This is a genomic window from Sporomusaceae bacterium ACPt (assembly GCA_041428575.1).
In the GTDB taxonomy this organism is placed as follows: domain Bacteria; phylum Bacillota; class Negativicutes; order Sporomusales; family Sporomusaceae; genus Sporomusa_D; species Sporomusa_D carbonis.
On record CP155570.1, the window covers coordinates 2575378 to 2596258 of the forward strand.

The 20881-nt window shown below is 45.7% G+C and carries 25 protein-coding genes; all 25 read right to left on the reverse strand.

The annotated features are described in order from the left end of the window. Positions 1-36: 36 nt before the first annotated feature. Positions 37-1041, reverse strand: a complete 1005-nt coding sequence (locus SCACP_RS13375; protein WP_425058021.1) for an N-acetylmuramoyl-L-alanine amidase — start codon at positions 1039-1041, stop codon at positions 37-39. Then, a complete protein-coding gene (locus tag SCACP_RS13380; protein WP_059031386.1) occupies positions 1038-1457 on the reverse strand; it encodes a phage holin family protein in 420 nt (139 codons plus the stop codon). The genes SCACP_RS13375 and SCACP_RS13380 overlap by 4 nt, the downstream gene beginning before the upstream one ends. An 87-nt stretch (positions 1458-1544) precedes the next feature. Continuing rightward, complete coding sequence (locus SCACP_RS13385; protein ID WP_425058022.1) at positions 1545-4013, reverse strand: glycosyl hydrolase family 18 protein; 2469 nt, start codon at positions 4011-4013, stop codon at positions 1545-1547. Further along, on the reverse strand, positions 4010-4585 hold the full coding sequence (locus tag SCACP_RS13390; protein ID WP_013297327.1) for a hypothetical protein: 576 nt from the start codon (positions 4583-4585) through the stop codon (positions 4010-4012). The genes SCACP_RS13385 and SCACP_RS13390 overlap by 4 nt, the downstream gene beginning before the upstream one ends. Positions 4586-4594: 9 nt before the next feature. Continuing rightward, a complete protein-coding gene (locus tag SCACP_RS13395) occupies positions 4595-4789 on the reverse strand; it encodes a hypothetical protein (protein WP_003520677.1) in 195 nt (64 codons plus the stop codon). Positions 4790-4799: 10 nt separating this feature from the next. Beyond that, the gene (locus SCACP_RS13400; RefSeq protein ID WP_425058023.1) at positions 4800-7322 is read right to left on the reverse strand and encodes a phage tail spike protein; all 2523 of its coding nucleotides are present in this window, start codon (positions 7320-7322) and stop codon (positions 4800-4802) included. Positions 7323-7326: 4 nt separating this feature from the next. Further along, entirely contained in the window at positions 7327-8100 is a 774-nt protein-coding gene (locus tag SCACP_RS13405; protein ID WP_014256677.1) for a distal tail protein Dit, read from the reverse strand. A 13-nt stretch (positions 8101-8113) separates the two neighbouring features. Continuing rightward, positions 8114-10300 (reverse strand): phage tail protein, encoded by a 2187-nt coding sequence (locus tag SCACP_RS13410; RefSeq protein WP_425058024.1) that lies wholly within the window; start codon positions 10298-10300, stop codon positions 8114-8116. Between the two features lie 27 nt (positions 10301-10327). Continuing rightward, positions 10328-10519 (reverse strand): hypothetical protein, encoded by a 192-nt coding sequence (locus SCACP_RS13415; protein ID WP_425058025.1) that lies wholly within the window; start codon positions 10517-10519, stop codon positions 10328-10330. Then, entirely contained in the window at positions 10516-10899 is a 384-nt protein-coding gene (locus SCACP_RS13420; protein ID WP_203635632.1) for a hypothetical protein, read from the reverse strand. Before SCACP_RS13420 ends, SCACP_RS13415 begins: the two co-directional genes overlap by 4 nt. Further along, on the reverse strand, positions 10899-11498 hold the full coding sequence (locus tag SCACP_RS13425; protein ID WP_013782353.1) for a major tail protein: 600 nt from the start codon (positions 11496-11498) through the stop codon (positions 10899-10901). Before SCACP_RS13425 ends, SCACP_RS13420 begins: the two co-directional genes overlap by 1 nt. 5 nt (positions 11499-11503) lie before the next feature. After that, positions 11504-11848, reverse strand: coding sequence for a hypothetical protein (locus tag SCACP_RS13430; RefSeq protein ID WP_003516028.1), 345 nt, complete (start codon positions 11846-11848; stop codon positions 11504-11506). After that, complete coding sequence (locus SCACP_RS13435; protein WP_425058026.1) at positions 11845-12276, reverse strand: HK97 gp10 family phage protein; 432 nt, start codon at positions 12274-12276, stop codon at positions 11845-11847. The genes SCACP_RS13430 and SCACP_RS13435 overlap by 4 nt, the downstream gene beginning before the upstream one ends. A 16-nt stretch (positions 12277-12292) precedes the next feature. Next, complete coding sequence (locus SCACP_RS13440; RefSeq protein WP_004464014.1) at positions 12293-12628, reverse strand: head-tail adaptor protein; 336 nt, start codon at positions 12626-12628, stop codon at positions 12293-12295. A gap of 2 nt (positions 12629-12630) precedes the next feature. Further along, positions 12631-12939 (reverse strand): head-tail connector protein, encoded by a 309-nt coding sequence (locus tag SCACP_RS13445; RefSeq protein WP_046499149.1) that lies wholly within the window; start codon positions 12937-12939, stop codon positions 12631-12633. A gap of 21 nt (positions 12940-12960) precedes the next feature. Next, positions 12961-14163, reverse strand: a complete 1203-nt coding sequence (locus SCACP_RS13450) for a phage major capsid protein (RefSeq protein ID WP_425058027.1) — start codon at positions 14161-14163, stop codon at positions 12961-12963. Positions 14164-14176: 13 nt separating this feature from the next. Beyond that, a complete protein-coding gene (locus SCACP_RS13455) occupies positions 14177-14902 on the reverse strand; it encodes a head maturation protease, ClpP-related (protein WP_425058028.1) in 726 nt (241 codons plus the stop codon). After that, a complete protein-coding gene (locus SCACP_RS13460) occupies positions 14895-16163 on the reverse strand; it encodes a phage portal protein (RefSeq protein ID WP_425058029.1) in 1269 nt (422 codons plus the stop codon). Before SCACP_RS13460 ends, SCACP_RS13455 begins: the two co-directional genes overlap by 8 nt. Next, on the reverse strand, positions 16160-17812 hold the full coding sequence (locus SCACP_RS13465; RefSeq protein WP_014256685.1) for a terminase large subunit: 1653 nt from the start codon (positions 17810-17812) through the stop codon (positions 16160-16162). Before SCACP_RS13465 ends, SCACP_RS13460 begins: the two co-directional genes overlap by 4 nt. A 54-nt stretch (positions 17813-17866) precedes the next feature. Beyond that, positions 17867-18016, reverse strand: a complete 150-nt coding sequence (locus SCACP_RS13470; RefSeq protein WP_041587426.1) for a DUF5049 domain-containing protein — start codon at positions 18014-18016, stop codon at positions 17867-17869. 16 nt (positions 18017-18032) lie between these two features. Beyond that, positions 18033-18500: a gamma-glutamylcyclotransferase family protein gene (locus SCACP_RS13475; protein WP_023062547.1), complete on the reverse strand. Its 468-nt coding sequence runs from the start codon at positions 18498-18500 to the stop codon at positions 18033-18035. 61 nt (positions 18501-18561) lie between these two features. Next, on the reverse strand, positions 18562-19461 hold the full coding sequence (locus SCACP_RS13480; protein ID WP_139903977.1) for an amidoligase family protein: 900 nt from the start codon (positions 19459-19461) through the stop codon (positions 18562-18564). A gap of 141 nt (positions 19462-19602) precedes the next feature. After that, positions 19603-19833: a DUF4314 domain-containing protein gene (locus SCACP_RS13485; protein WP_038289639.1), complete on the reverse strand. Its 231-nt coding sequence runs from the start codon at positions 19831-19833 to the stop codon at positions 19603-19605. Beyond that, positions 19830-20165 carry a DUF6329 domain-containing protein gene (locus SCACP_RS13490; RefSeq protein ID WP_023062550.1) on the reverse strand — a complete coding sequence of 112 codons (336 nt, stop codon included), beginning with the start codon at positions 20163-20165 and terminating at the stop codon, positions 19830-19832. Before SCACP_RS13490 ends, SCACP_RS13485 begins: the two co-directional genes overlap by 4 nt. After that, complete coding sequence (locus SCACP_RS13495) at positions 20158-20850, reverse strand: virulence factor (RefSeq protein ID WP_425058030.1); 693 nt, start codon at positions 20848-20850, stop codon at positions 20158-20160. The genes SCACP_RS13490 and SCACP_RS13495 overlap by 8 nt, the downstream gene beginning before the upstream one ends. Between the last annotated feature and the right edge of the window lie 31 nt (positions 20851-20881).

Here is a 20881-nt window from a genome sequence, read left to right on the forward strand (position 1 = left end):
AAACTTAGGACAGCCGCGATTGGCTGTCCTTAATCGTTATTTAGGCAATTTCAGAACTTGTCCGGGGTAAATAGTATCCGTAGTCAGGCTATTCAGTTTCTTGATCTCCGGATATCTTGTTCCTCTGCCAAGTTCTTTTTCTGCTATTCTCCATAAGGTGTCGCCTTTTTGCACTGTATAGGTTCTATTGCTCTTGTTATCTGTAATACTGTTTACTATTACAAGGTTTTCTTTTGCTACCCAAGTGTTTATACCTGCAACCTCTAAACCGCCGGATTTCTTAACCTTTTTGCCAAGTAAAACACACTCTTTGCCGCCTTTTATGACCGGCTTGCCTTTGTATAAAGTCTGTGTGACCCTGTGGTAATAGTCATTTTTGACCCACGTTGGAACTTCCACACTGCCGGGGTAGTAATTCTTTACACTGACCTTAAACTCCACCATATCTCCAATTCCAATATCAGTATTGTTATCTGTACTGTTCTCCAGCGCTTTTTTTACTGCTTTACGGAAAGTGTCCATATTCTCCCCATGCTTGGGAAACCAGTGCATCACATCAGCATGGTTGCTGGCAATACCGAGCTTATATCCTTCGGAGTGGCAGATGATGTCATTCTCATTAAGACCGTACTTCTTGCAGAGCATAACGCAGAGTTCAACAGCATTCTGCCACGCTTTACGGAAATAATCTTCCTGCTTTGCTGCATCATAACCCACCATTACCGACCCGGATTTATACGAAAACCCGGCGGGTTCACAGATTTCAAAGCCAATATGGGTATTGTTGGCTGCTCCTCCCGCATGCCACCCGCGATGATCCCAAGGCAGGTATTGCCAAACCTCTTTATCGTCTACAAAAGCATGTACACATACCTGCCTGTTTATTTCACCGGCTTTGTAAGATTTGTTCCAACGGGAAAACCACTCAGCCGCCATTACACCCGGCACAGCCGTCGAATGTACCATGATTCCTTTAGGCGTGATTTTGCGGCCTGCTGTATAACAATCGTTTCGCGTCATGTATTTAGTAAAAAGCTTCATTTCTTTTCATCCTCCTCATTTGAGCGACCATGCAGTTGTTCCAATGCGTTTTTCAGCTTTTCAGGAATGGGCAGTCCTATATGTGCTGCATTCTCAAGAATTGAAACTCCCTCGTTACTCAGGTAAAAGAAAATCACTGCTGTCCGGATTGCCCCGCCATTACCGAGCACCTGGCTGTCGATGATGTGTCCTACACCTACAAGTACAAAAATAAGCACTTTCTTAAAGATGCCCTTGGCCCCGACTTCACTCGAAAGCTTTCTGTCTACAACGGCACACATCACTCCGGTCACATAGTCAATGGCTACAAAAGCAATGAGTGCATATAAAAATCCATCCAGCCCTCCAAGAAACCATCCAAGAAATCCGCCAATAGCAGTAAAAACCGCCTGCACCCAGTTCCATACTGTTTTCATTGTCTTAAACCTCCGTTCAACTTGAGTTTTGCATATAAAAAAGCGCCCTGCCTTAAAGCAAAGCGCTGAATAATTAAAACTTCTAATCTATATCTGCTTCGGAAGCGCCTCCCACAACCGCATATCCTCCTGCCCAAGAGACCAGATGGCTATACCTCGCAGTTTCCATCGATAAGCCGCTTCGTTTGCCCAGTAAACAAGGCTGTCCACATCCTGATAATACAGAATAGAAAAACCATCTGTATCTCCGAGGAAGAGACGGGATATCCAGATATTGATATCTTTCGGTATAATCTTTACTTTATAGTCATTACCGCAAGAAAGCGCCAAAAGTTGCGAGTGAAAAAAATCATAGTCCATCGAAATGTCCTCACTGCGAGTTACCGATTCCTCCACATCGCTATTTACTGAAAACACTTGAAATTCATCATCCCACGTGACACCAGTGCGAGCAAGCCTGCCAAAGCTGGTTATATTTCCATCCGGAAGTTCCACATCAAAACGCTCGTATGGTTCATATACCCATGCATCGCCCAGTCGCAGCAGCTCGCATACCGTCCGGTTGTCCGAGCAGTAACCTACATAACCACTACCACCGGTTACATTCACTGTGAAGCGCAGGGTTGAAGCTGCACCTGAATATACTCTTACCTTATTGCCGCGTTTTCGCATTTCTATAGTATACATATTCGGATTAGCACGAAGATCGGCATCTGCAGTTTTTGAGAAACTAGCGGAGTAGCTGCCAAGCAAGGAATTACCTTGATAAAGCTCGACTCTTTGCGTGTCATAATTTAAGCAGCAGAAAATATCCCCAAGGAACACCCCAGCCCGTCCACTGCTATTTTGAGGGAAAGCCAGCCTTGCCCGGATATGAATATCGGAAAACCCGTCGTATTTCCATGCAAGTTTGCCATATCCCTCGAGCTGGGAATATGGGCGACTTTCTGTGCTGTCTGGGTCTTGCCAAACATCCCATTCGCCATCTAACACAGTCCAGTAATTTTCAGGCAGGATGTTCCTGTCCCGAAAATCCTCATACCAAATAAGCGCCGAGTCGGGTTTTCTTCGCAACATTTCAAATGTCAGTTTAAAACCTCGATCCGGCTCAACCATCACACCATTTACATCCTTGAACCGACGAGGAGAGAGCATAAAGCTGGCTTCACCGGCAAAGGGATACTCCGAAAATCCACTGCAAACCCTAAAACCGTAAAACTGTACTCCCGGCACACCACCACTTATGCTGACAGCATGCGTTCCCTCTTGAAGAAATACACCTTTTGCAAGTGTCAACCAGCAAACTCTTCTCCAGTATGGCCACCATAAACGGTTCTCGCTGAAAGTCTTTGAGTCACCATCAAGGGAAACGATAATCGCATTTTTGTCCCAGTAAGGAAAGCAAAGCTGTACTGCAATATCGTAATATCCCGCTTCTGTTATCTCAAAACGGTACTCTGCTGACGCCTGGTCATCTCCAAGTGAGGCCATCTCATCAGTAATAATGACATTTCCTTCATATTCATCTGGAACTCCGTTCCTGTCAATATAAATGGTTCCGAACTCCGCTTTCTGCTCCTTGCCATAGCTTGTCAAATATCTTCGCCTGTTATAAACCCCTTTTAGCAGCGGATATTCCCAGGATATAGCATCCCACCCTTCCATATAGTCATATACATGAGGAAGAGCCCAAGGTACTTTGTTATAGTCATCCCAGTAAGCCACAATTGGAATAAACGGCTGGGGCGGTGCATCGCCTGTGAAATTGTAAACCCCAGTCATCCAGTATTTTGCCGCATAGTAGGTATTAGACACTCCTCGATAGGTTATTCCAAGGTTTTCAGGTGTATCATGAATCCTCCAGTTCCAACCATAAGCAGGCAATCCCATGAATATCTTGTCGGGTGACATAACGGAAACAGCATAATCATATATGCCCTCAAGCCAGTCACGAGGAGATACTGGGCCGGGAGCAGAGCCCGCCCACGCCATGCCATAGCTCATGATGGCGGCGGTATCGCAATAGTCGTTAAGATCGGCATAAACACACCAGTTTTCACCGCCCACCGAGCCTTGAACGCCGGTCATGCCAGGCAGGCAGATGTTGACAAGCTTTGTTGCATCATAAGACTTAACTGTATTATATATATCCCTAAATAAAGCATTCGCCGCATCCTTGTTTTCATAACCTCCACCGCGCTCAAGGTCAATATCTACCCCAGCGCACCATGGATACTTGTTCATTATTCGGATGATTTCAGTGAGAAACTTATCCTTTGCACCGTTTTCGTTGTTGCGAAGTGCAGTAAAAATATTGGCTATTCCATGATTCATAATAGTGAGCAGCCACTTAATGTGCGGCCATTTCTGAATATACGGAAGCATGCTGCTGATGCTGGTACCGGTTTCAGTGATTGTACCTGTTGCGTCAACCTCAAAAGTAAAAATGCCTACCGTATCAAAGCGGTCGCCGTAGTCTCTAAGTGCTTCATACATTCGGGCATTACCCATAAAACTCCACACCATGCAACGTTTGCCTTTTATGAAATCCCTCACAACCGGTCACCGCCTTCCTGCATCTCCTGAAATTCAAAGAGCACCCGCGCCGATTTTCTCTCTTCCAGTTTCACTGTATGTTTGCTGTCCCATGCCGCAGAATATTGATAAAACCCATCCTTAGGAGTCTGACTTCCGTTTTTTAGGCATTGGCGGGTGGAAGCCTTGAGTGTCAGCTCATCGCCTGCGTTAACCGAGTCAAGAAACCTTACCTTATGCGCGCCCATACCTTGGGATATTTCAATACTTCCTGCGGCCATATACTGTATAGGATAGATATAGCAGTCAAGACCAGCAGAAGTTTTACCCAGGTTGAATAAAATTACAGTCTCCGCTGTTCGCACCACACCGTTATAATGCCGGGGCGGAACTGGCTGCCCGTTTTCCTGCATTTTCGTTAACATTTTGCTCGTGTGGACGGTATAGCCCGTCAACTGATCTCCATCCTGAAGCTGCAGGTCGGTGAAATAGATTATTCCGGTACAGTCGGAAATCTTGAGTATCACAGTAACGCCCACCACATGTTTATTGCTTTTTAGTTGTATGGTTTCTGTAAATCTTGAAAACTGCATCCATTTCACCTACCCGTCTAATGTCCACTGAATTTCGCATACATGCCCGATCCATCCAGTGGAAACCGAACCGCCCTGAAGCAATAAGTCTGTAAAGTACACTGTGCCGGTGCAGTCAGTGACGCACAGCCTGATGGTGATAGATTTGACTCTGCTGATACTTTTGGGAGAAATACTGTGTGCAATCTGATTGAAATATGCCATATCATCACCCTCAAATCAGGTCTATAAATCTTGTTTCTGTTGTACCGTCCTCGTATTCAATGACTATCTCAACACCAACTTGGCCGTTTTCGCCCTTTTCAAGGTTTTCGGAAGCAATCTGCGCTGAAAATGTATAACTTTTACGTGTTGCTGGGTATACCGTCTGTGACAGACTCTTTGTCATACCAGGTACACCAACAGCCTTGAAGGAAGCAGTTCCCGAAACACCATTCTCAGTATCCACTTCAAAGCCGGAATTGACCCAGTAGGCAAAACCATCATCCGCTCTGGAATTGCGCAGATGGTTGAATGGTACCATATCTTTAATTTCCTGACGGTTTATCAACTCTGCTGAGGACAGCGCATCCGCTGCCTTGTCCCACTGTGCTGAAGAATCGCCAAGTTCCCGCAGTTTAGTTGAAAGCTCAATCACTGTTTTCCATGGCTCCTGCAAGTTATACTGCCTTCTCACAACACGAGTCTTTACCAAAAGGCCTAGTTCTTTATCGTCCACTGTAACAATATCACCCAGTTTCCATACTTCGTGCTCATAACCGGTTAGCGCAGATAAATCCATTGCAGACAGTACATAAGAAACGCGAGGCTTCGAATATTCTGCAAGCCGCATTTTTGCATATTCCAGCATCTGATACGGATTTGTAAACGACGAACAATCAAGCGTCGACACCCTCACTTCACTGGAAAAAGTGTAATCTTCTACGTATTCCTTACCTCCATTAATTGATGCGAAGGTCAATCCGTCCTTTCCATAAGCATAGAGCCTTGTCACTAATTCACGTGTATCGACTACCCGCTGAATACTTTTCAAATTCTTTCTATATGAAAAAAGCGCTCCGCTATCAGTACCACTAAAAGTCAAAAGGTGTACCTGGCGGTTGGCGCTGTCAAACACCAGATCGCCGCCATAAATATTCTGTACGGCGCGAAGGATGGATAAGGCATTTTTTTCTGTACACTGCCATGTCCGTTTCGTAGTGACAGTAACATTTCCTACTGTCCAACCTGTACCCAAAAGTGCATATTGCATCGGAACATCTGCAGTATCTGCATTGAATTCTCTAGGTTCTTTTTCCGCACTGAAAGACAGATCGTAAAATACCGCTTCAGCATATACTTGCGTAATAACACGCCCATCTTCGCTTTTATTGTCCGTTAAGGTCCGGATCCGGTAAATGTCATTTACGATTTGCACTTGTTTTTCATTTTCCAGTGTGCTTCTTTTTGGATCATGGAACGGAAGCTTGAATTCCAGCGTATCCGCGCCGTTCACCTCACCAGTGACAATGATATCAAAGGCATTTTCAAGAACAGCTTCCCATGCTCCGTTTTTGCCTAAAATCACAGGACGGGCAAAGCCTAATTTCTCATAGGGCGCTTTCGGTATATCATGAAGCTGTATTTCCAGAAGTTTTGGCGTCCTCAACGGATCGCTGCTGGTAAGGGTAACACGGAACCTTATATATTGCCGATTTGGCGATTGAAGTTCACCGCTGGTTCCCACAGCCTGCCATGCAGACCATTCTTCAAGATCATCGCTTGTGCTGGTCTCTACTAAAGACACTGACGTAACACCTGCAGTATATTCGCTTGCGACAGCTACACGGCCGCTACCTGATAAAGCACATGAAACCGCCCTTGTATAAAGTACGCCACTTGCAGGATACTCGCCATCTGTTGCTTTTAGGGTGACTGTGCCAGGCTCTGCCAAAGCATCTACATCCGAAGCCGCGTCCCCACCGTTTGCATGTAAAGACGACTTAAAATATAACAGCAAATCATCAGCTGTAAGCTGTGAGTCCGTTTCCAGAAACCAGTCGTCGAAGCCTCCGGCATAGTAGTAGGTATTTGCATGCATCCCCATAATAATGTCTGCTATACATTCCCGATTCAGCTCTCCCGAAAAGGAACGCACAGGCGACACCCAGGTTGCCCCGTCGCTGCGATCGCATATGATGTTCTGTACCTTTTTGTTGCTTACTTCAATGATGGAGGCGATAAAGTACCAGCCGCCATTTTTCAAGGTAATGGTAGACGTTTCACTCTGGTCGTAGATTAGTGTGCCGGAGGAGTTATACAACATCAGCCTAAGTCTTCCTTGATAAAGTGAAACATAAAAAATTGGCTGACCAGGTCCTTGGCGGGTATTGAATATGGGTATATATGTCTGGCCAACCGAATAGGTGGTAGGATTAATCCAACCGCCTACAACAATCTTTTCGCCCAGATTGCTAAAGAAACTCCCATCATTTTCTGCTATAAGATGGGTCTTTTCAGAAGTCGGATTAACAATATTTTGCCTAAAGTATCTTCCGAATCTTCCAGCAATAAGGTTTGCTGATGTACCTGACCAGCCGGAGATGGTAAAATGTCTGCCATGTCCCGATGAATCCATAAGCTGAAGATTTTCGTCTGGTGTTTTTTCATTAAATCGCCATAAAGCAGACGTCCTTGATGTTACAGGAAACTCACCGGTAAAATCCTCTTGGCTCGTTAGAATTGATTTTATCGCCATGTTATCACCTCCATCTGCTTTTTGCCTGTATTTTTAACTCAGTAAAGGTCGCGTTTTCTGCGGCAATCTCAATATGATTAACACCTTTCCTGAGAATTGGAAAATTCAGATCCTGCAGGCTGGGAAGACCATTTCTCAAGGTTCGGCCTGTTTCATCAATAACCTTAGCTGTTACCATGCCGGAGTCGACAATCAGAGTTTCACCTTCAGATAATGAGCCAACAATTAGCAATTCCTCGCCGTTTGTAATAAGCGAAATATAGCTTGATGAGGACGTTGATATCAAACCCTTCAAGAGATAAACCGGATTGGAATCCGCATTTCCTTTAACCCTCTCCAATTCATGCAGACCTGTTTCAGAAAGAACAAATATCTCATCTTCCAACGCGTAAACATACGGGTCGGGACAAACAAACCGAAGTTCAAAGCTGCCCGCTGTCCGCAATATCCGCTCACAGTCAACCGCTTCTGATAAGCGAGCCATGAAATATCGGTCGGGCAAATCATCTAGAACAAGTTGTTTAAGACCGTTTTCCGGATTTAACCATTCAGCAACATTATCAAGAACCGATACAAGATCGGCAAAACTGCGCTGGGGAAGCACACTACAGCTAATTATTATGTTTCGTTCTGATATGTCGCAGCCAAAATCTGCAATACCTGCTTTGCCCGGCACAGTTTCAAAGGAATTGCGCAGGGCAGGGGAGACCTGCCATTTGGTAAGTCTTGCTCGTATTTTCATACTTTGCGACGATATTCCATTGTAGATAAATCCCATATGCTTCCCTCCATTACGCTGTTATAAAACGTCCCTGCGCCCTTGAACCTGTCTGCATCAGGTTATATAACTCCTGTGAAATCCTACGTATGTCTTCTTCACCACGAACAATCATCTGCTGCACCACAACAAGCGGCCCAGAAGCTAAACCGCTAAATCCACCTCTTCCACTTACATTAATATCAGGAGATATATTAAAATCTGTCGGCACTGCATTTTGCATATCGTCCGCCACTCTGGCCATAGCCTTGTCAAATCCCTCACCAATACCCAGTGCCATATTGCCGCCAATACCTTCAAAAACAGTGGACGGAGATCTGATTCCAAGAAAATTCTTTACTCCATCAACAATACCGGAAAAGAAACCGGAAACCTTATCCTTAATCCAGCTACCAAGGCTTTTAATACCTTCCCAGATGCCTTTTACAATGTTCTTACCAATCTCAACCACTGAAACAACCGCCTTGCCCAAACCTTCTATAATAGCCGCAACAATCTGAGGTAAAGACTTTACTAGTTCTGGAATGGCTTTCACAAGCCCGGCAGCAAGCTGTACGATAAGCGTAATTCCCAATTCTATGATCTTCGGCATATTGTTCGTCACAAAGTCAATGATTGTTGTAATTATCCTCGGCAGTGCTTCAATTAGTTCTGGCAATGCATTTAAAAGTCCCTGCGCCAGTCCCTGAATCAATGTAAAAGCAGCTTCAAGGATTTTGTCCATATTATCCAGCAGCCCTTGCACAATGGTGATCACTGCTTGAACCGCTGCTGGAATTAGCTCCGGTAATGCTTCTCCAAGCCCCATTACCAACGCTGTGATTAGCTGCACCGCTGCATCAATGAGTAAAGGCAGGTTATCAATGAGTGCACCTGCAATGGTCATGACTGCATCTACTGCCGCCGGGATCAGCTCCGGCAGCAGGCTCAAGAGAGTTTGAAGCACCTGAGAGAACAATTCAGTTACAGTTTGCAACAGCACGGGAAGCAGATCTTTGACTGCTGAGATAATCGCACCGGTTGCCTCCGGCAGAGCAGCCACTATATTTTCCAAAACCGGTACAATATTTTTAACTACAGCCTGAAAGGCATCCACAAGATTTTGTGTTAGGTTCGTCATATCAGCGTTCGCATTGCCAAGTCCTGCTATAAACGAACTTAGAGAGGCTTGTAAAAGACCAATGGAACCGCTGATGGTCTGGGTAGACTCTCTTGCGAAGTTGCCAGCATACTGTTCGGTTTTTTCAAAAAACATCTGCATGGCGATCTCGGCCTTTTCGGCATTGGTTGCGCTATTCCAGGCAAAATCCAGCCCTTTTGCAAGAGCATAAGCTTCGATGGTAGTGGCGTTCATGGCGACACCCAGATTATCCATCATGGTGAAGTTACCCTTGGCTGCGCCAGCGATGGATTCCATGGCAGTCTGCATGTCAATGCCCATAACCGAAGCCATATCTGCCGCCCGTTGCATGGCCTTCTCAGTAAGTTCCAGACTTTTTTGCTGATCGACACCAGCACCCTGAAACAGTGCGCCCATTTTGTTGGCGGTGGCAAGGTACTCGGATTGGGACAAGCCCAGATTCTTGTAGGCTTCTTCTCCCGTTTTTTGGATACGTGCAGCATATTCGCCAAACACAGCTTCAGAACCGCCAAGGTTCTGCTCAAGCTCACCAAACTGCTCCACGACCTCTTTTCCCAGCTTGATGGCAGCCGCGCCCGCTGCGGCCGCTGCAGCACCCATAGCCGCGCCAACACCTTTAAGAACGCTGCCCAGCTTCTCAAATTTCGAGCTGGATTTTTCGGCATTGTCTCCACTTTCCTTCAATTCGTCCCCAAGCTCGTCTGCACTTTCAGCAGACTGTTCGAGCTCGCGCTCCATTTTGTTCAGTTCGGCTTTTGCATTATTAAGCTGTATTTGCCACGACTGAGTACGTCTGTCGGTTTCTCCAAAAGATGAGGCGGCATTGGCAAGCGCTTTCTCCAAAGTAGCTATTTTTTCTTTCTGCAATTCGATCTCTTTGTTAAGCACCTTGTTTCTTGCAGTAACAGCTTCAACTGACTTATCCTGCTTGTCGAACTGAGATGCGACCAGGTTCATTTCGCTACCCAGTACCTTAAAACTTTGGTTGATCTCACGAATGGCGTTTTTAAATTCCTTTTCGCCTTCAATCCCGATCTTCAAGCCAAAATTGTCTGCCACATAACCGCCTCCTTTCCTGCAAAATTTTTAAATTCCATAAGGTATCACATCATCAATGGTCAGCACACGCTTTGGTTTCGCCAGCCCTAAAAACTGCTTATGGCACTCCCATAAATCAAGCAGGTACCCAATAGGCATTAACCATACTTCATCCTCTGAACGGTTGAGCTGGACAGTGCCGTAATATAGAAGCCGAGTGAACAATTCCTCATCGCTCACTCGGCCGGTGTGTTTTTTAAGTCATCCTCACTTTCAACGTTTCTTTTGGTACCCTTGAACATTGCTTCCATGATAGCGTCTTTATATGCTGCCAGTTCCAAGGGAGATGTGAGAAGTTCCACTGTCTCTTCAGTCAAGAGTTCACGCTTATCCTGATTTTTGAGGTTGTGTATCAAAATGCTCTGGTTAGCCAGCAGTGTAATCAGCCATACCACTTCGTCAAGAGCCATCTCGAAGTTCTCGGTTTTCATCAGTTTCGTGCCGAGGTTTTCAAGACCGCCGTACCTTTTTGCAATCTCCTTTGTCGCTTTAGTGGTTAGAATAAGCTGATATTCTTTATCGCCTATTTTGATAATTGCGCTTCTGTCATTATCCTGCATTATTCGCTGCCTCCTCCCACAGCAAATACCGGCTCATAAACTTCCGTATACCAGCCGGTAATAGTTTCAGGCGATACACCGGGATCGTCTTCGCTGACCTCCGCCTTCCAAGGGTGCTTTCCCTGGCCATCTGGTTTGTTACGTCTCATGACTGTCCCTTCAATGGTGGGTGTCGAAAAGGTAATGCTATCACCTTTCGTTTGCAGATTTGTAGCCGGGATTCCGAATTTTACCCTATAAAGCCAAAAATACCTGTACTTGCCGTTAGCTTTCTTGGCTCTAAAGCCGATTGCCACAGGTGCGCCTCCATCCTCACTGGCAGAAATCAGCACCTTATTGTCATCAAGAGTGGCTCCCGTCAAAACCTCAGCAGCGTCTACTCCGATATCTGCAACACCAAGAGTCAGGGTGCCGCTTTGAAATTCCTTGACCACTTCTGCCGCCCCGTCATCGGCATAAAGTGTCGCCTCTGCCAGCTCCACAGAAAGCTCTGCCGTAATAGCCTTAGCCAGCGGAACAGGCGTGTCGTATGTCTCTTCTCCGTTTTCATTCTCAGTTATTTTGGCATAATATAACCTGTCCAGTCCGATTGTGGCCATGTTTTTCATTCCTCCTTTACTTCATACTCTTTTGCCACATCAATGGCATAGTGGTGATAGCCGGTATCGTCCTCATGGCCTATATACCGCCTGTCGGTAATGGTAAAGCCTGCTTGAAGCAATGTGTTCACTATTTCGTTTTTACGGGCAGTGTAGTTTCCCTTTATAAATAAAGACAACCTTACCTCCTGGGTTTCTACCTGAGGCCGGTTGTCTGCAAAAACTTCAAATGTATCTGTCATCGGAGTAATGACAAGGTACTCATCTGGCGGTACACCGCTAAATACCCCGGTTTCAATGGGGATACCCAAACCATCCAATAACGAGTTTAATTCTGACAATATGCTCATATACGACCCAGCTCCTGTTCCAGTCTTGACTTCATTACTTCGATGCAGGACTTCCTTGTAGCTGATTTTGCCGGTTTCAAAAAGGGCCTTGGAGGCTGCCCGGACTTGCCGTACTCAATAATATTAGCAATCTTCGCATTGCTTTCCCCATCCTTCCTTGGTTCAGTAAAGCCGATTTTTATGTTGTGGTTTCCATCCCTATCCTGTTTGGCAGGAGAGAGTCCCAAAGCATTTACCAATTCACCGGTTGCTCTGGACGGATATTTAGTGCCGCTCCCGATAACTGACTGAAGATTGGACTTCACTTTTGAAAGAACCATTTCCCCGCCTGCTTCCAGCACCTTAGGTATGATTTCGTCTGTTCTTTCTCCAAGTCTGGATAACTTGAGCAAGAACTCTTCCGGCATTTTAACTTCCACCTTAGCCACGTTGCAGCCCCTCCTTTTATGCTTTGCTTGATTTCACTTTTTCCGCAAGCACCTCAATATACATTCCGCGTCCCTTCACATCCTCTACACTGATAATGTTGTACCTGCCATCGCTGCAAACGAGTACAAGATCTGTGGTAACTTCCAGGTTAGGTATCTTACGGAAGCGGAACAGGGCAGACGCCTGCGAAAACGCCGCCCTGTTTGCCCATTTTTCACTGCCATGCCTATCTTCCTTGTATGCCCTTACCGAAGCAAGAATAACATCACCTTTTTCAGTAAAACCCTCACTGTCCTTAACCGGCTTGGTTGAGATAATATCCACAAAAGTTCTCATTTTCCCAAAGCCCATATTTACACCTTCCAATCCCGGTCAAGCCGCAACAAAAGGTTAACTGTATTCCATACCTGCTGTCCTGCCTGCACACTATCCCCAAAAAAGCCAGCCGTCGAGCCATCCCTGCTTTCATAAAAATGGCTCGACAGCATAATGACAGCCTGCTCAGTAGTAGGCAGCATTGGGTTTTCGGCATAATATCCTTCCGGCTTTTTCTGGTAACTTTCCGCATAGGCAACTGCGGCTTTGATATACTCTTGTAAAAGTGCGTCATCTTCGCTGTGCTGCAATATGAGGTTTGCTTTAACCTTCTCCAAAAGTTCCATGCCGCAGCACCTCCGTTTTCATTAAGCTGATTTCTGCTGCAGTATCTTGACTGCTTCAGACAGTACCAGCTTGCCATCTACACGCTGGGTTGCCATGAATCCAACTTGTCCGGTCGCAGCATACAACTCATTAAGCCGCTTAAAAACCCTGCCCTGACGGTCTGCCACCCAGTAATAAGAAAAATCGCCGAATACAATCGTTTTTGCTCCGGCGGCAATGGCTGGCATAAATGCAGAAGTTTTAACTGGACGATTGAGGATAGTATCCGGTGTTCCAGCAGTTACAGAAGGCTGCCAGAGATACTGACCGTTGTTGTCTTTGAGCTTCCTTATAGCTTTAATTGTCGAATCATTCATAATGAATACAGCGTTCCTGCGGTACGGAGACTTTAGGCTGTAGAACAAGTCCATGATCTCGTCAAGGGTAATAGCTGTTGCACTCGCCGCAGTTACTCCTATCTCGCCACCGCCGTTATCTGCCAAGATACCGGTTGGCTTTCCAGATCCGTCGCCGATAAAAAACGCTTCCTCCTCTTTTGCTCCGATTCGGCGAGCGAATTCTTTGGCTATATACTGTTCAAGGTTAAATACACTATCGTTTAACAATTCCTCTGATACCTTGATCATAGTAGCCAGCTTATATGCGCCGATGGATACCTGTGCAAAGGAGTCATCGCTTTCGGGAATCTGGCCTTCCTCATCCACCCAGGATGCAGTACCCTTGCTTGCCACCACAGGAATTTTCTTGTCACCGCTGGACGTGGTAATAACATTGGCAATCTGCCTAAAGATATTCTCCTCCTCCAGTGCTTCCACAAGAGTACGCTCAAAGTCGTCGGGAACAAGATATCCTCCTTCGGTGTCCTCTCCAATCTGCAGCGCGTTGTGTACGTCATATTTGCGCCTGCCGCGCATCATGTTCCAGAAAGACTGCCTGTACTCATCGCTGGCACGTCCGGTTTTTTCATTGTTGCCAGATATGGAAGTGGGTTTGTCTGTAATAGGAATATTCAACGGTTTTGACAGTTCCAAATCTATGGCAGCCTGACGCTCAAGACGCTCTATTTCTTTGCCCAGCGCAATAACGTCGGCTTCCATTTTTTCATAAGTCACGGTATCCTCCGGTGAAAGCAGTCCGTCGTTCCCGCGTTTGCTGTCGAGGAAAGCTTTAGCAGCTTCCCATACTTTAGCGCGTTTTTCACGCAGTTCCAGTATTTTGCTCATAATCAAATCCTCCTTAAGGTTTTAATAAAAAAAGCCGCTTTTCAAGCGACTCAATTGGTGTTCCTTTTGGTTTTTCTTTTGGTTTAAGCTTTTGCAGGATGGAATTTGTTACTGCCTGCCTACTGAAGATCATTCCTCCTGATACTTCAAATTCGGATGGGAATGATTCATCCTCCATAAACAAGATTCCATCGGCAAAGCCAAGTTCCACCGCTTTTCTTGCGTTAAACCAGCTTTCTGCATCCATTAGGTGCGATATTTTTGCCCTGGAAAGTCCGGTTTTCAGTTCATAAGCGTTGATGATGGATTCCTTTATTTCTTCCAGCATTGCGATAGCTTTCTCCATTTCTTCTGTATCACCGATGGCTATTGTCATAGGGTTGTGAATCATCATCATGCTGACTGGTGACATAAAGACGTCACCTCCGGCCATAGCTATGACCGAAGCGGCGCTGGCTGCAATACCGTCAATCTTTACCGTCACTTTGCCTTTGTAATCCATAAGCATGTTGTAAATTTGATTAGCTGCAAATATATCTCCGCCAGGGCTGTTGATCCAGATCGTTATATCACCCTCTCCGGACAACAGCTCTGATTTGAACTGCTTGGGAGTTACTTCGTCTCCCAGCCAGCTTTCTTCAGCTATTGGGCCGTCAATATATAATGTCCGGCTGCCATCATCGTTTTGTATCCAGTTCCAAAAGCGGCGAACCGGTTTTTGATTTTGTGATTTATTCAACTTTTGATCCCTCCGTTTCAGCATTGTTTTTGCCTGCAAATGCACCTGCATCGGCAAGCCTGGTCATGTTACCGTTAACAAGATACAGATCTCCGCCCAACTCCGCCGGAATCCGGTTCATGTCCTCAAGCTCGCGGATATCGTTAGCAGACATCCAGCCGTTCTGGCGAGCTACAGCATAACCATTCATGCGGCTTGCATAATCACCGCGCAGAAGGCCATCTACATTGAATTTGACAAAGTATGCCCGCTTCTCTGATGGTAAAAGCAGCGCTTTTTGGAGAGCCTGTTCCCAACGCACCACCCACGGGTCAAGCGTGTATTTAACAAATTCCAGAGATTGTTGTTCGATGTTTGAAAAGCTTGACTTTTCAAGATCTCCAACCATATGGGGAGGTACTCGGAATATCCGAGCAATTTCATTTATCTGAAACTTTCTTGTCTCTAAAAACTGTGCCTGTTCGGGTGGAATGCCGATTGGTTGAAACTTCATTCCCTCTTCCAGAACTGCAATGCGATGAGCATTGGCACTTCCTTGATAAACAGCGTTCCAGCTTTCTCGCACCTTTGCCGGATCCTTTAATACGCCGGGATGTTCCAGAACGCCACCCGGATTTGCTCCGTTGGCAAAAAAGGATGCACCATACTCCTCACAGGCAATAGCCATGCCTATGGCGTTCTTGGCCATAGCAATAGGGGAGTATCCGATCAGTCCGTCAAAACCGAGTCCCGGGATGTGAAGAACCTCATCACTTCGTAGGTATATAAGGCCTGCTTTTGGATTAACCCTGCTCTCATCGCTGTCGCGCCGATAAGTGTAAAACAGTTCTCCGTTTGGAGCCCTGTCTACCGTCATTTTGTTTGGCAAAAGTGGATAAAGCGCCAGCACTCGTCCGGAACCGTCCCTAATAATTTGAGCGTAAGCATTTCCCCATAAAAGAAGATGACTCATCAGTGTTTCTCGGAACACGAATGAAGTAATCTCAGGGTTTGGTTCGTCATGGAGTAAATAATAGAGCGGGTGGGTCAACGCTTTTTCTTTGCCACCGTCTTCTTTATAGCGGTACACATGAAGCGGAAGCCCCGCGATGGCTTCTGCAAGTATCCTTACACAGGCATACACTGCAGTTGTCTGCATAGCAGTCCGCTCATTGACAGCTTTTCCGCTGGATGTGCCGCCGAAGAAAAAGCTATATGCATTACCGAACAGGCTGTTTTTCGGCTTATCCCTTGCTTTGAACAAACGGGAAAATACACTCATATAATCAACAGCCCCCTTTCATCATAAATTGATCCGTTGCGTTCATCCCCGTCATGCCTTAACGCGCGGTCAAGCGCCATAATTAACGCTACCGCACCATCTATTCTCTCGGTGGATTTTTCTTTATCCGGCTTAATGTTTCCGGCGGGATCGGTTTTGACATAGATATTGTCCATCATCCACCGCAGTACTGGATTACCACCATGGGCGATGCGTTCTTCCAATGTCAGCTTCATCAACTCTTTTGTAGGCGGCGACATATCCTTGAAACCCTGACCGAATGGAACAACCGTAAACCCCAAAGCCTCGAGGTTTTGCGTCATCTGAATTGCGCCCCAGCGGTCAAAGGCTATTTCCTTAATGTTATATTTCATTCCGAGTTCCTCAATAAAGGTTTCGATAAATCCATAATGCACGACGTTACCCTCAGTGGTATATAAAAAGCCTTGCCTCTCCCAGACATCATAAGGCACATGATCTCTCCGCACACGCTGATCAATATTCTCCTCCGGTATCCAGAAAAAAGGTAGAATCTGATATTTATCAGATTCATCAAGCGGTGGAAACACCAGCACAAAGGCGGTAATATCGGTAGTAGATGACAGGTCAAGTCCTCCGTAACAGGTTCTGCCGCGCAATTTTTCTGCATCAACAGGAAACGCACACTTATCCCATTTATCCATTGGCATCCAGCGCACCGATTGTTTCACCCACTGATTTAAGCGGAGCTGACGGAATAAATTTTCCTCTGCAGGATTTTGCTTGGCATTTTCACAAGCCACCCTCAATTTTTCGATGTCGACTGTAATGCCCAGTGACGGGTTAACCTTTCTCCATACCTTTTCACTTGTCCAGTCATCGGTATCGGCTGCGCTGTAGATAACAGGGTAGAAAGTCGGATCTATCTTACGCCCTTGAAGAATATCCTCAGCCTTTTGATGTACTTCCCAGCAGATGGAATTGCGGTCTGTGCCAGCAGTTGTGATCAGGAAAAACAGCGGTTGTTTTCTTGCATCGCCAGATCCGTGAAGCATTACATCATAAAGATCCCTGTTTGGCTGAGCATGAAGTTCGTCAAATACCACACCATGGACGTTTAGGCCATGTTTTGTATATGCCTCCGCTGAAAGCACCTGATAAAAACTGCCTAACGGTTTATAAACCAGCCGCTTCTGTGACAGCATTGGTTTAATTCGAGATTTTAATGCCGGACACTGTTCCACCATATCTACTGCAACATCGAAAACAATGGATGCCTGCTGACGATCAGACGCACATCCATAAACCTCGCCACCATGCTCGAAATCACCACAGGTAAGATATAAAGCAATTGCCGCTGCAAGTTCGCTCTTACCCTGCTTTTTTGGAATTTCTATATAGGCAGTGTTAAACTGCCTGTATCCGTTAGGTTTCAAGATTCCGAATATATCCCGGACAATCTGTTCCTGCCAGTCAATTAATTCAAAAGGCATTCCATACCATTCACCCTTGGTATGCTTCAGGCAGTTTATAAAAGTAACAGCGGCATCAGCCGCTTCCTTGTCATATCGAGAACCTTCCGCCATAAACTTGGTTGGTTTATACCGTTTTAACTTCCGCAGCTTTGCCGCCTCCTTTCCTAAAATTGAGCAAGAAAAAAGGAACCTCATAGATGAAGTTCCTCTCCTTAGTGGATTTCTATGAAACTTGTTACGTTATAACCGTTATCGTTTGCCTGTCAGGATAAACTCGGCATATTCTTTCTTGTGTTCATTAAGAAATACTACTAATTCATAAAACCCCATTTTATATGCCTCTTCCTGTACTCTTGGCAAGTCAAACATATTACAGGCACCGCTGTCCCGTATGGCCATAATCTGTACCCATGTCCTACACCTCTGACTTCTCTGCCGCTGAAATTGAATCTCTTACCGCTTTATTGAGAAATGAAATATCAAAACCCGCATCTAAATAGCCCTGCCGAATCACCTCGTAATAGTAACGACCCGGTGCTCCCAAAGGTCTACCTTCATTCATGATATACACCATTGCGGGTACCCACTGCCCTTTGAAACGTACCTTAACCGTTTCTTTCCGGTATAGATGCGGATAACCTTCATATCTGTCCAGCGCTTTCTCATCATTAGGCATGATTCTCCAAAGCATTACTGGTACACTTTCACCTTTTTGTTTTTCTATTGTCGCTACTGCGCCGCCATTCCCTCCTCTGAATAACAGCCGGTATCCTGTGAGTTTTGCACTCCCCAGCACTTTTGCCGTTGGGCAGCGGTATGCCATCTGCCTTAAGTTCAGATTGCTTCCGTATGCTAAATATATGGTTCCTTTTTCTTTGCTCATCGTATCATCCTCCTTGTATTTACCAAGGCAGAGGCGGAGAGCCACCCCTGCGCTTGTCTATCTATGCTGCCCGAAACCGCCATGCAGCGTTACCATCAAGGTGTTTGCAAAGATGCTCCCGGCAGTTTTTGAACTCATCACCAATAAGTCCTATGCGGTTGAGATATGTCCGCATGGCAAACTTCTCATTTTCAACCTGTGGTTTCTTGCTGGAAGCGCATTTTTGCGTTAACGCCTGATGGTTTAACGCAAGGGCAAGCACTATGTAGCTTCTAATTTTTCCCGCATGAAGTTCGCTGTTAAAGCCTCGAAGCTCAATTGTCCCATTGCCATTAAAAAAGCTGTGCAGGTTCAAAAAGTGGTATCTGCTATTATGGTAATGGGTGCTTCGGCTTTCGCTGTAACCTTCGTACCAGATGCTCTCAATCGCCGCCATGGTTTTGGGCTTACGCCGATTCATCTTCTCAACCAGTGCCGCATCCATCTTTTTACAAAACCGCATTCTGTCCGGCTCAATCTGCAATGCTTTATAGAAAAGGTCATTCTTGCTGGCGATAATGTTGATAAAATTACGGATGCTTCGCGGTGTGTGGTCTGCACCGTCTATATGGATATGAATTCCACAACTTGTGTTTGCAAAACCTCCAGCCTTGCGAAGCCTCCTTATCAATTCCTGCAGGGTTTCAATGTCTTCGCGGTATGTCAGTATCGGGCTTACCAACTCGACGCTATATTCCCGGCCAGCCGCCACAATCCTGCCGTTTTCCTTTTTCTGAGTCCGGATGCTCCCGTCGCTCATGAATTTCCATATCCGTCCATCCGGTGCAATAACCTTTTGGGTATCGTAATAATCTCCGCTGGATTCAACCCTCCCTCCAAGAAAAGCTGCTGCAGTTTTTGCCGCTTGTTTTCTTGTAATCCCCGTCAATTCTACCTCGATTCCAAATCTCGTTGTAAGCATTGCGCTTTTTCCTCGCTTTCTCTGTGTTTTTTGCCCTTTGGCAGTGTACATTAGGCCATTGAAAACACAGGATAGCAAGGCAATTCTGCGTGAGTTTCCACTGGATTTTGAACAATTTTACACATCTTGAATTGTGTACATTTACAGCTTTCTGATCACATCTATACCATAGGCTACACCCAAAGAAGAACCGCAGTCCCAGTTGATATGAACAGTTCCGATATCATCCACGAAAGATACTGTTCCTTGGTCTCCAGGTTTCAGCTTAGAATACGGATCATTCATGCAGATAAGCTCAACACGTGTTCCCGGCGGATACTGCTCTTTAATGCGAAGGACTGTTTCTTTTGAAGGGAAGCCTCTTGCACTCATAGTTCGTCCTCCTCTCCAGGATAATATGCGGCATACTTTGGGTAATCTCTACCATCCGGCATTACCAACACTCCATCAGACCGTCCCCGCTGCTTAACCAGCAGGCAACGCCACACTCCATCCTCATTAACGTGACAAAGCCCTTTATTTTCCTCAATGAAAATGCGATCAACACATAGGTCGGCAACGAAGTTATCATAATCAATCTTTGATAGCTCGATAGTTTTTACAACTACAAATCGTTTCCTCGTCTCATACCGATGCGGCACTTTTAAATCCTCTATTCTAAACGGATGCTTGACAAAGAAGGCGGTGCTATGAAAATCATTCATTTTCGTCCACCGCCTTTGCTCTGCCTTTCCGATACGCCCCGTTACCGGACAGCCTTGAAAGTAACACCTTGCGTTCAGTTTTGAAGTTATCACCTATAAACCCCAACCTAAGCAGGAAACAGCGAAAAGCATATTTTTCATTATCTGTTGGTTTTTCTTTTCGTAGTACTCGCTTCTGTAATTTTGCCTGTTCTGCCATCTGCTTTGCCAGCGTTATATAGGTCTGCACTTCATCAGCATTTAAAGTCGCGTTCCAGAAAGGGAAGGAAATCTCATCATTTTCAGCTAAGACTGCAAGTTCCCCCTCAATCAACATCGCCTTCTTTATCAATGTCTCTTTGCTGGCCAGCATATTATTTAGGTTTTCAAGGCTAATCGTGCTAAAGCCCTCCAACGAAAGAGTAATTGTCATGGTTCCCTCTGCTGAAAAGCCCTCCACATTCAACGTGTCAATAACTGAACGGATGGTTTTTATTTCATTGAGACTGATTTTCGGTGAGTGAACCACACTGTCCCTGTCAATCGTCCAACTGCCAGCAGATTTTTCGTCTTTAATCTCATACAAAAACTCCGGTGCTCCGGCATAGCGCACCTGGCCTTCAAGGGCTTCAGCTATGACCGAGGCAATGGCTTTTCTCTCCTGACCGACAATCTTCTGTGAAAAGCGAAAGCTGTTATTGCTCATGCCATACACCTCCCCTCAAATAAGCTAAAAC